The 11,978-nt window shown below is 44.7% G+C and carries 8 protein-coding genes; 3 read left to right on the top strand and 5 right to left on the bottom strand.

What is annotated here, in order from left to right; genetic code table 11:
* Positions 1–2 precede the first annotated feature (2 nt).
* Entirely contained in the window at positions 3–1,862 is a 1,860-nt protein-coding gene (gene hscA / locus LOZ91_RS10800) for a Fe-S protein assembly chaperone HscA (protein WP_100357144.1), read from the top strand.
* 15 nt (positions 1,863–1,877) lie between these two features.
* Entirely contained in the window at positions 1,878–2,216 is a 339-nt protein-coding gene (gene fdx / locus LOZ91_RS10795; protein ID WP_005171126.1) for an ISC system 2Fe-2S type ferredoxin, read from the top strand.
* A gap of 66 nt (positions 2,217–2,282) precedes the next feature.
* Here the strand turns inward: fdx and LOZ91_RS10790 are convergent, their stop codons facing one another.
* The 5 genes from LOZ91_RS10790 to aspA form a co-directional block, all read right to left on the bottom strand.
* Positions 2,283–3,773 carry an adenylate/guanylate cyclase domain-containing protein gene (locus LOZ91_RS10790; protein WP_005171127.1) on the bottom strand — a complete coding sequence of 497 codons (1,491 nt, stop codon included), beginning with the start codon at positions 3,771–3,773 and terminating at the stop codon, positions 2,283–2,285.
* Between the two features lie 56 nt (positions 3,774–3,829).
* On the bottom strand, positions 3,830–4,264 hold the full coding sequence (locus LOZ91_RS10785; RefSeq protein WP_004646760.1) for an HIT family protein: 435 nt from the start codon (positions 4,262–4,264) through the stop codon (positions 3,830–3,832).
* 229 nt (positions 4,265–4,493) lie between these two features.
* The gene (mfd, locus tag LOZ91_RS10780) at positions 4,494–7,952 is read right to left on the bottom strand and encodes a transcription-repair coupling factor (protein WP_244783187.1); all 3,459 of its coding nucleotides are present in this window, start codon (positions 7,950–7,952) and stop codon (positions 4,494–4,496) included.
* A gap of 123 nt (positions 7,953–8,075) precedes the next feature.
* Positions 8,076–8,441, bottom strand: coding sequence for a hypothetical protein (locus LOZ91_RS10775; protein WP_005096758.1), 366 nt, complete (start codon positions 8,439–8,441; stop codon positions 8,076–8,078).
* A gap of 130 nt (positions 8,442–8,571) precedes the next feature.
* Positions 8,572–10,014 carry an aspartate ammonia-lyase gene (aspA, locus tag LOZ91_RS10770; protein WP_074383167.1) on the bottom strand — a complete coding sequence of 481 codons (1,443 nt, stop codon included), beginning with the start codon at positions 10,012–10,014 and terminating at the stop codon, positions 8,572–8,574.
* A 419-nt stretch (positions 10,015–10,433) separates the two neighbouring features.
* Between aspA and putP the strand changes: the two genes are divergently transcribed.
* The gene (gene putP, locus LOZ91_RS10765) at positions 10,434–11,942 is read left to right on the top strand and encodes a sodium/proline symporter PutP (RefSeq protein ID WP_244783186.1); all 1,509 of its coding nucleotides are present in this window, start codon (positions 10,434–10,436) and stop codon (positions 11,940–11,942) included.
* Positions 11,943–11,978: the final 36 nt, after the last annotated feature.

Raw genomic sequence — 11,978 nt, 5'->3', positions numbered from 1 at the left:
CTATGGCTCTCTTGCAAATTGCAGAACCAGGTCAATCAAGTGCACCACATGAACACCGCATTGCGATTGGTATCGATTTAGGCACCACCCACTCTTTGGTTGCCACGGTTCTTTCAGGTAAAGCCAAAGTGCTGAATGACGAACAAGGTCGTGTGCTACTTCCTTCTATCGTGCATTATGCAGAACAGCAGACTCAATATGGTAATGAAGCCGCGCCTTTTATTACCAGCGATCCTAAAAATACCATCGTTTCAGTCAAGCGTTTCATGGGGCGCTCTCAAGCGGATATCAAATTCCAGCATCCTTATGCCTTGGTGGGCGAAGCGAATGAAATGCCGGCTTTTGAAACCGCACAAGGTCGTAAAACTCCGGTTGAAATTTCTGCAGAAATTTTAAAGCAGCTCAAAGATCGTGCTGAAGCAAGTCTGAAAAATCCGGTGAATGGTGCAGTGATTACCGTTCCAGCGTATTTTGATGAAGCACAGCGTCAGGCAACCCGAGATGCTGCCCAGCTTGCCGGTTTGAATGTTTTACGTTTATTGAATGAGCCAACCGCTGCTGCTGTGGCTTATGGCCTCGATCAGGAAAGCAACTTGAGTACAGATCGCAACTATGTGATTTATGACTTGGGTGGCGGTACTTTCGACGTTTCGATTTTGCGTTTTTCGCAAGGCGTGTTTGAAGTGCTTGCGACTGGTGGCCACACTGCCCTCGGTGGTGATGACCTGGACCGTTTAATTTTGAAATGGGCCAAGAAACAGCTAAACATCGAAACTTTAGATGATGCTGAATATGCACATTTTATTGTGGCAGCACGTAAGGCCAAAGAAGCTTTGTCTGATGCAGATTCAGTTCAACTCAAATTACTCGATCAAGTTTTAAACCTTGACCGTCCAACCTTTGAAGAAATCATTAAAGTTGCTTTGGACAAAACCATCAGCGTATGTAAACGTGTGATGCGTGATGCCAAGCTTGAACTGGATGACATTCAAAATGTGGTTCTGGTGGGTGGCTCAACCCGTTCTTATGCCGTACAAAAAGCAGTTGGTGACGTATTTAGCCAAGAACCGCTGTGCACGATTAACCCGGATGAAGTGGTTGCCATTGGCGCATCGATTACAGCAAACCAACTGATAGGCAACTCGACTGATGGTTCCTTATTACTGGATGTTACCCCACTGTCTTTAGGTTTAGAAACCATGGGCGGACTGGTGGAACGTCTGATTTCACGTAATACTGCCATTCCTGTAGCACGTCGTCAGGAATTTACTACCTATCAAGATGGCCAGACTGCCATGTTGATCCATGTGGTTCAAGGTGAACGTGATCTGGTTGAACATTGTCGTAGTCTGGGTCGTTTTGTCTTGCATGGCATTCCACCAATGACAGCCGGTCAGGCACGTATCGAAGTAACTTTCCAGGTCGATGCTGATGGTTTGTTGACGGTATCTGCCAAAGAAACAACATCTGGCGTGCATGCGCAAATTGATATTAAGCCATCTTATGGCTTATCCGGTGAAGATACTGAGCGCCTATTACTTGACGGTTATAAATTTGCCGAGGAAGATAAAAATCTGCGTCATTTGAATGAAACCAAAGTTGAAGCCCAGCGTGAGCTAGAAGCACTGGTTCAGGCACTAAAAGTAGATGCCGCTCTGTTGACTGAAGAGCAACTGGCAGCACTGCAAACTGCACAGGCACAACTTGAAACCGAGCTTCAAGGTTCAGATATCAAAGCGATTGAATCTGCAGTTGAACTGCTTAAAATACATAGTGATGCTTTTGCAGCAGCACGTATGAATCAACATATTGATGCCGCTCTTAAGGGCACTAAACTCGACGACTGGTCAAACTCAAACTAATTTAAGGTAACGACTATGCCACGTATTAAAGTTCTTCCACATGCGCAGATTTGCCCCGAAGGTGCTGAGTTTGAAGTCGAACACAATGCCAACCTGTGCGAAAGCCTACTCAAAAATGGCATTAAAATCGAACATGCCTGCGATATGTCAGCTGCATGTACAACGTGCCACGTTGTGGTACGTCAAGGCTTCGACAGCCTCGAAGAAATGGATGATGTAGAAGCAGATTTACTGGATCGCGCTTGGGGTCTGGAACCTGATTCACGCCTTTCTTGTCAGGTCACACTGGTCGATGAAGATCTGGAAATTGAAATTCCAAAATACACCATCAATCACGCTTCGGAAAATCATTAAGATTTTTCTTGAAAGATCATATAAAAAACCACGCTTAGACGTGGTTTTTTATATTTATGAGAATGATTAGATTACTTTGGAGTCTTTGAGTGATTCAAATTCGTCTTGTGGCTGGAGATGCTCAATCACTTCATCTTCAAGTTTAAGCTTGACGATGCCCTGAGAGTTGGTCAATTTCTGCTGAGTTTCAATGCGTTTAATCATTTTTTCCAGTACATGAATCAATTCTGGATATTCAAAGTTTTGTACTTCGTCCAGATTGAGCAGTAAATGAAAGCCTTTATATTCATAGTCGAACCAACGTTGATACTCAACTTTCTGCGATGCATATTTTTCCATTAGCTGCCAGGTTCTTACCGGTGCTTTAATGCCTTTCAAGAAAATTGGTTTCTTCGGCGCACATAAATAATCATTTTTGATCAGATTATGAGTATCTTCTGAAATCAGGATTTCATCCACTTCAGCTGCACTCTGTAAGCGCGCTGCCAAGTTGGCATCTCGTCCTACAATGGTATAGGCCATCCGATGCGTCGCACCATAATTCCCGACGTGGCAATAACCGGTCGAAATACCCATACGGATATGCAGTGGCGGATAACCCATTTTAATCCAGCGCTCACGCAGCAGTTTCATTTGCTGACGCATGGCAATCGCCATTTCCATACAGTTCTTGGCATCCTGCTCTACGCCTTCAGAGTTTGGATCACCAAAGAAAATCAGGATGGCATCACCCATAAATTTATCGACAGTCGCTTCATAATTTTTGGCGATTTCGGTCATATGCCGCAAATAATCATTGAGCAAGAATGCTAAATCATCTGGAATAAGCGTTTCAGACAGTTCTGTAAAGCCTTGAATATCCGAGAAGAAAATTGTTAACTTTTTACGTTTATATTCAATTTTCGCTTCAGATTCACCTTTCATGATGGATTGCCACAACTGCACAGGCGCATAACGACTCAGCTGATTGGCAAATTCCATATAACGGTTCATCTGTTCAAAATAATGATTTTTCTTCTGGGTCATATACTGCACACGACCACTCTGATAAAAACTTCCGACACCAAAATAGGTAATCAGGCAGATGAAGCCTAAAACCGTTAGTTCACTGCTTGTCGGTTCAAAATAAGTCCCAAAACCAAAGACCAGAATATTGGCCAGATAAAAAACGGTGATCCCGACCAGACTGGCCAGAGAAGCCATCATCAATGAAATTTTATTACTGATCGCGGTATAGAGTATTGCCACCAAACCCAGCAAGGACAATACCAAATCCAGCTGTACTGCGGCTAAAACCACTACAATGACAATAACATCAATCAGAAAAAGAACATTGCGCCGAATACGATAATCATGGCGATAGATCAACCAGCGCGACAGTTTCGAGCTAATCAATAAAATCAGGAATAAAAACACAGGAACAAAGAGCTGATACTGAGTATCCGGTTCAGTGTAATGAAAGACGACCAAAACCAGAGACAGCATGATATAGCCCATCAAGCGATGAAAATATTCAAACTGTTGTGGTTCTTTTTGAATCCAGTCGTCTAATTGCATTCAGTCACTCCCTGAAATCCGCAATCGTTCATAGATCTCGGAATACTTGGGGCTAATCAGTCCATACGCCAGTCAAATGGCATATCGCCTTGACCACGTAGCGCCAGCATGAGTGTTTGACGCATATGTGCTAATACTTCACTGCTATAAGGAACAGCTGGTGTACCCCAAACAGGCTTCGGCCATGCTACATCGTTCTGATAACGAACCACATGATGAAAATGCAATTGCGGAACCATATTGCCCAATGCCGCGACATTCATTTTATCCGCACGGAAAACACGTGCCAGCTGGCTTGATAACCAGCTTGATTCACGTAAAAACTGCTCTTGGTCAGCTTGGCTCAATTCATATAATTCAGAGACACCCGGCACACGTGGAATCAGGATCAGCCAGGGAAATTGCATATCATTCATCAAACGACATGTTGACAAAGGAAAGTCGCCTACAAAAAAAGTATCTTGAGCAAGTTGTGGATGCAAACTAAACATATCTTTATAAATGATGCAAAATTAGAATGATGGCTAATACTAACATATCCAACCGAAGCTGAATATTGAAAGCAATGGGTTTAAAGACAAATTCTCATGATTTGTTGCAAGGCGCATCACGAGAATTTGTTCGAACATTTCATTAAAAAAAGCTGGTTTATCATTCCTGAAAATTTCAATGAAAATGAAATGTATCATGAACTTTCAAACTGATTTAGTCTAAATCAAATTAGCCCACTTCTTTCAATAGACTGTCCAGCAAATCCTGAATAAACTGAATCCGCTTTTGGTAATCTTCCAGCATGACCATGACCTTAAGACGTTGCCCGCCATTCATCCGGAAATAGGTTGGATGTTTCTGCATCATCTGGATAATGGTCATGGCCTGAACCGGGGTATCTGGCGCGAATTCCACATGCCCACCTTGAGCACTAATATCAATTTTGGTGATGCCAAGCTGCTCGGCTTTGAGACGAATCTGATGCACGGCAAAGAGCTGTTTGACCGGTTGTGGCGGTATGCCAAAACGGTCGATCAATTCCATCCGAATATTGTCCAGCTTCTCCTGAGTATCAGTATTACTGATACGCTTATAGAACAACAGACGCTGATGCACATCTCCGAGATAATCATCCGGAATGAGCGCTGGCATATGCAGGGTAATTTCTGCGGTCAATGACAAGGGTGCATCGAAGTTTGGGGTTTTACCTTTTTGAATGGCTTTGGTGGCTTTTTCCAGCATTTCCATATACAGGCTATAACCAATCGCCTGCATTGAACCGCTCTGCTGTTCGCCGAGTAATTCACCTGCCCCGCGAATTTCCAGATCTTCGGTAGCCAGCATAAATCCGGCCCCCAAGGTCGAAGCACGCTGGATCGCATCCAGACGTTTTTCGGCATCGCCTTTTAAGGCTTTTAAAGACGGCACCATTAAATAGGCATAGGCCTGATGATGCGAGCGCCCGACTCGGCCACGGAGCTGATGTAATTGTGCCAGGCCCAGTTTGTCAGCACGTTCAATCAAAATGGTATTGGCATTTGGGACATCAATCCCGGTTTCAATAATGGTCGAACAGACCAGAACATTGTATTCCTTGTGATAGAACTGCTGCATCACCTGCTCCAGTTCACGTTCACGCATCTGGCCATGTGCCACAATCACCCGGGCTTCCGGCACCAATGTACGAATATGCGCTGCGGCACGGTCAATCGTATCGACTTCATTGTGCAGGAAATAGACCTGACCACCACGCAACAGTTCACGCAGAATCGCTTCTTTAATGGTGTCATCGGTATGTTCTTGCACAAAGGTTTTCACCGCAAGACGGCGTGCCGGCGGTGTGGCAATAATCGATAGATCACGCATGCCACTAAAGGCCATATTTAGTGTACGCGGAATTGGAGTGGCTGTCAGGGTCAACATATCGACATCGGCACGCATCGCCTTGATCCGCTCCTTGTCACGTACTCCGAAGCGATGTTCTTCATCGACAATCATCAGGCCAAGATTTTTAAACTGGACATTTTCCTGCAAAATTTTATGCGTACCAATCACGATATCCACTTTCCCTTCGATCAGGTCGTCAATGGTCTTGCTATGTGCTTTGGAAGAACCGAAACGTGACAGCACTTCAATCCGGACCGGCCAGTCGGCAAAGCGGTCTTTGAATGAATCATAGTGCTGTTGTGCCAGCAAGGTGGTCGGCACCAGAATCGCCACCTGCCGGTTATTCTGTACCGCAACAAATGCAGCACGCATCGCCACTTCCGTTTTACCAAAGCCGACATCACCACAGACCAGACGATCCATCGGCTTGGCTTGTTGCATGTCATGCAGCGTGGCTTCAATCGCATTGGCCTGATCCAGCGTTTCTTCATAGGCAAAGCCACTGGCAAACTGCATATACAGACTTTGATCAATTTCAAAACTGATGCCGGGTTTAGAGACACGGCGTGCCTGAATATGCAGCAACTCGGCCGCAACATCATGAATCTGTTCCAGCGCTTTATGTTTGGCTTTATTCCATGCATCTGTCCCGAGCTTATGCAATGGTGCCAGATCCGGATCACCACCGCTATATCGGCTGATTAAATGCAGATTGGTCACCGGCACATAGACTTTGGCCGCATCGGCATAATCCAGCTGCAAGAATTCGTGATCCTGATCATCAATACTTAGGGTGACCAGACCGGCATAACGCCCAACTCCATAATCAATATGCACCACAGGCGCGCCCATGGTCAGTTCAGTCAGACTGCGAATCAGAAATTCTTCTGAAACTTCCTGCTGACGTTTACGGCGGCGTTGTACCACGCGATGTTCATAGAGCTGGTTTTCAGAAATGATGCTGACACGATCGGTCAGCACCAGACCACGCTCTAATGGCGCATTGGTAATCGCAATCGCATACAGGGAGGTGATAAAGCTCTCAAAGTTATCAACCGTCGGAATATCACCCAGACTTGGTCGTAACGCATCTTTTAAGCTTTCACGGCGTCCGGCACTCTCTGCCACCAGCAGAACCGGATGATTGGCCTGATCGATATATTTTTTGACTTCAATAAATGGTTTTTCACGTTTTGGATCGACAGGCAGACGTGGTGGCAACTGGGTATCGAGGTTCAATACGCCGGCTTTTTGGTCAAAAGGCGTTTGGGCGGCAATAATACGTGCAAATTGATTCAGCTGCTCCAGAACCTGATTGGTCTGAAAGAACAGGCTGTCTGGGGGTAGGATCGGCTGATCAACATTGTGACGGCGATCTTCATAACGGCGCACCACATCTTGCCAGAATTGGGTCAAACTCTCGTCTAAAGCCCGATCTGTAATGACAATGCCATTCTTTGGTAAGTACGAAATCAGCGAACTTTGACCTTGCATGGCCTCAGCACTGAAAAACAGCGGTAAATAAAACTCGATTCCCGGTGAAACAATGCCCTCCATCACATCCTGATAGATCGGATTTTTCTTTGGATTGGCAGTCGGGAAAAATTCGGCATAGCGGTCACGGAAAGTGGCACGACCTTCCTTGAGCGGAAATTCCTGTGCCGGCAATACGGTAAACTGCTGCAAACTTTGCGTGGTGCGCTGAGTTTCGGCATCGAAAAATTTCAGGCTTTCAATTTCATCATCAAACAGGTCAATCCGAATCGGTGCTTCCTGTCCCGATGCGTAGATATCCATGATACTGCCGCGTACCGCGAATTCACCTGGATCATAGACGGTATCGACCAGATGATAACCGGCCTGAATCAACTTTTTCTTTTGTTGTTCCAGATCAAATTTCTGACCGACATGAATATCGAAATGCTCACCCAGAATCCATGAGGTTGGCGCCACACGTTGTGCCAAAGTTGAGGCGGACAACAACAGTACACCAGTTTTGGGCATATTGGATAAGATTGCCAGACGTTCCGAGACAATATCCTGGTGCGGAGACAGGCGGTCATAAGGCAAAATTTCCCAATCTGGAAAAATCGTGGGTTTAATCCCATAAAATTCCAGTTCACTTTCCAGTTGACCCAAATGCTGGTTATTGCGTGCAATCACAATAAATAAACGCGATTGCTGCTGCACGATTTCTTTGAGCAACAATGCCGTCGAGGAACCTTGCAGATTGCCTAACCAGCGTTTCTCGCCTGCTTTGAGTTGTGGTAAATTGAGTTGGGAAATTTCTTGTTGGAACATGGATATAGCTTTAAAGTCTAAATAACCTGAGGCTTATACTAGCACGATGATCTCAGGATATTTTGTTATTTTTATGCAGTCTTGCCACATCCATACGCTTCGATTTCAAGCCACTTTTAACACTTATTTTTTCTCTCGCAGAAAGTTACGATAATAATCATTTAACTTCTTGAGGATCATTTTAAATTGCAGCAGGTTCTCTTCGGTATTTCCCAAAGTCACATTAAAACGCTGATGGGCAATTTCCAGATCAATCTTTTCATTGATCAGCATCGCGGTGTCGTATAAAGCTTTTAAATCATCAAACTGTTTTAGACGGCGATTGGACAAATATTCTAAGCGTGTGGCCAGTTCCTGATTTAAATCAATGCCGTCCACGATATAACCTGTGCCTTCGACATGCTGGATATTCTGCTCGTCTAAATATAGCTGTGCAGCAGTCGGTTTATTAGTTTTAAATAATGCACTGATTTTATCAAACATCGCCATTTACCCAGCCAAATAAAGTTCAGACCCTAGTCTAGATGAAAATGCCTCAAATCCACATATCGAACTTGAGGCAAATTGTCAAAATCACAACAATCAGTTGAGTTGAGCTGTTTCAAGACAATTTATGCTATCAAGAAACCTGTTCGAGCTGACTCTCTGCTACAGGTATTTCAGACACCAGATTTTCAAATGCAAAGATTTCTTCTAATTGTGTTTCGCTTAATAAACCGAGTTCCAATACCACTTGCGGCACGGTTTTATTTTCACGCATACATTGTTTACCAATTTCATCACATTTGGCATGCCCCAGAATCGGCTCAAGTAAGGTCACAATCCCGACACTGCGCATGACCGAACTTAAACAGATTTCTTCATTGGCCTGAATGCCAGCAATACATTTCTGATTCAGGGTTTGCATGCCTTGAGTCAACAATTGAATCGACTCATTCATGGTCAGGGCAATCACAGGTTCCATCACATTCAGTTGTAACTGCCCAGCTTCCGCTGCCATAGTAATGGTCAAATCATTACCGATGACCCGGAAGGCAATCTGATTGACCACTTCCGGAATCACAGGATTGATTTTTGCCGGCATAATTGATGAGCCTGCTTGCAATTCCGGTAAGCGAATTTCAGCCAGACCTGTACGTGGTCCTGAGCTAAGCAAGCGCAAGTCATTACAGATTTTGGACAGTTTCACTGCCAGGCGTTTTAAACTGCTCGACAAGATAATAAAGACACCACAATCACTGGTGGCCTCCACATAATCTTCTGCACCTTTTAAAGGCAGCCCCGTCAGGTGCGCCAAAGTTTCGACGACTCGCGTCGCATAACCTGGCGGCGTGTTTACCCCAGTCCCGATCGCTGTTGCACCTAAATTGACTTCCAGCAATAACTGGCGCATCTGCTCAATCAGTTTTAAATCTTCCTTTAATAAAGTCGCAAAAGCCCGGAATTCCTGCTCCATGGTCATCGGGACGGCATCTTGCAACTGGGTACGCCCCATCTTGATCACATACTGAAATTCGGCTGCCTTCGTATATAAACAGTCAATCAGTGCTTTCAGCACTGCCAATAATTCATTCAGGCTGCTATAAGTTGCCAAACGTAAAGCGGTTGGATAGACATCATTGGTCGATTGCGAAGTATTCACATGATCATTCGGATGCAGGATGTGATACTCACCTTTATGATGCCCCAAGATCTCTAAGGCGATATTGGCAATGACTTCATTGGCATTCATATTAATTGATGTACCAGCACCGCCCTGATAAGGATCAAGTGGAAAGGCCGCTTGCCAGTTTTCAGGATGCTGAATCAATTCATTACAGGCTCTTTGAATAGCAGTACTCGTCTGCTCGGATATTTTTTGAAAATGCAGGTTGGTCTGTGCCGAAGCTTTTTTGACCTGAGCCAATGCACGAATAAAATGTGATTGTTGCCCTATCGCCAATCCTGAAATCTGGAAATTTTCGATGGCACGTAAAGTGTGAATCCCATAATAGCTGTGTAATGGGATCTGTTTTTCCCCCAATAAGTCACGTTCAATGCGGGTCGGTTCGATTTGCAGCATATTGTCCACTAAAAAATACCTTGGCGATGCACCGTATTTGGTGTGGTCTCAATATGAGCAAACAAATACAGAGCGAATAGGAGGACTTTAACCTAAATTTGCTAATATTTATTACCAATACAGTAAAGCTGTGAGTTTTGTAAGATCATGTAAATAAAAAGCTAAAATTTAAATATTTTAATTGCTTATTCTAAATTAGCTTCTTTTGCCTCAATCCAATACTTTATCTCTCTGTGTTAAGTGGCTTAACTTTCCTTAAGTTCCATCTAGTTAAATTGGTATTTACAATAAACATACATAAAAGCTGTGTAAATGTTACAGAGTGTAATTTTTAAACCGTGCTTGAATCACTGCCTTGTGATCTCCGTACAAAAAATCATCTGGAACGATGGTTTCCATATTTACAGGATGCCCTGCCTATGACTTATTTAAATCCGACCCTGATTACCTTCATGTTTTATATTATCGCCATGATTGCAATCGGTTTATATGCTTACCGTGCAACCTCCAATTTTGATGAATATATTTTAGGTGGACGTAGTCTGGGCAGTGTCGTTACAGCTCTTTCCGCAGGTGCATCAGATATGAGTGGCTGGCTGCTGATGGGTCTTCCGGGCGCAATTTACCTGTCTGGCCTGTCAGAAGCCTGGATTGCCATCGGCCTGATTATCGGAGCGTGGCTAAACTGGTTACTGGTGGCAGGTCGTCTACGGGCGCATACCGAATACCAGAATAACGCCCTGACCCTGCCAGATTATTTCACCAGCCGTTTTTCCGACCGCAAACGCATTTTACGGGTCTTGTCTGCCTTGGTGATTTTGGTGTTCTTTGCAATTTATTGTGCCTCGGGCATGGTCGCAGGTGCACGCCTGTTTGAAAGCCTGTTCGGCTGGAATTACACCACGGCGCTTATCATCGGTGCGATGGCGACAATTTTATATGTGTGTATTGGTGGTTTTCTGGCGATCAGCTGGACGGATACGTTTCAGGCCGGTTTGATGATCTTTGCACTGTTGCTGACCCCGATCATTACCTTCCTGGCCTTGGGTGACAATAGCCAGCAAGTGAGTGTCATCCTTGAATCTGCCCGTCCACATGCGTCCAGTATGCTTGAAGGCTTAAGCGTGGTGGCGATTATTTCCAGTCTGGCCTGGGGTTTGGGTTATTTTGGTCAACCGCATATTCTGGTGCGCTTCATGGCAGCAGATTCAGTGAAGACCATTCCTGCTGCACGCCGTATTGGCATGACCTGGATGATTCTGTGTCTAGGCGGCGCAGTGGCAGCTGGTTATATCGGGATTGCCTATTTCACCGTTAATCCAATATTCGCCTCGGTGGTGAACCAGAACCCTGAAACCGTGTTTATGGAATTGACTAAAATCCTGTTTAATCCATGGATCGCTGGCATCGTACTTGCAGCTATTCTGGCCGCGATTATGAGCACCTTGAGCTGTCAGCTTCTGGTCTGTTCAACCACCCTGACTGAAGATTTATACAAGAGCTTCCTGCGCAAAAATGCCTCGCAAAAAGAACTGATCTGGGTCGGTCGTGCTATGGTTTTAGTAATTGCGTTAATTGCGATTGCCTTGGCGATTAATCCGAACAGCAAGGTTTTAGGTCTGGTGGCTTATGCCTGGGCAGGCTTTGGTGCAGCATTTGGCCCCTTGATTATCTTGTCTCTGTTCTGGAAGCGTATGACCCTCAACGGCGCGATTGTCGGCATGCTGGTCGGTGCGGTGACGGTAATCGTCTGGAAAAACTATATGGGTGATACCGGCCTGTACGAGATTATTCCCGGTTTTATTCTGGCTACCCTGAGTATCGTGATTGTCAGCTTAGTGGATAAGGCACCGAGTGATGATGTGGTACATCGTTTTGAAATGGCCAAAGCTGAATATCAAAAAGAAATGGCTGAAATGAAAAAATAGTCTGGATATTCAATACAATAAAAGGGACTTTCGAGT

Source organism: Acinetobacter sp. F-1 (assembly GCF_022869025.1).
Taxonomy (GTDB): domain Bacteria; phylum Pseudomonadota; class Gammaproteobacteria; order Pseudomonadales; family Moraxellaceae; genus Acinetobacter; species Acinetobacter pseudolwoffii.
The sequence above is the reverse complement of the archived record's forward strand: the minus strand, read 5'-3'. Positions and strand labels throughout refer to the sequence as shown.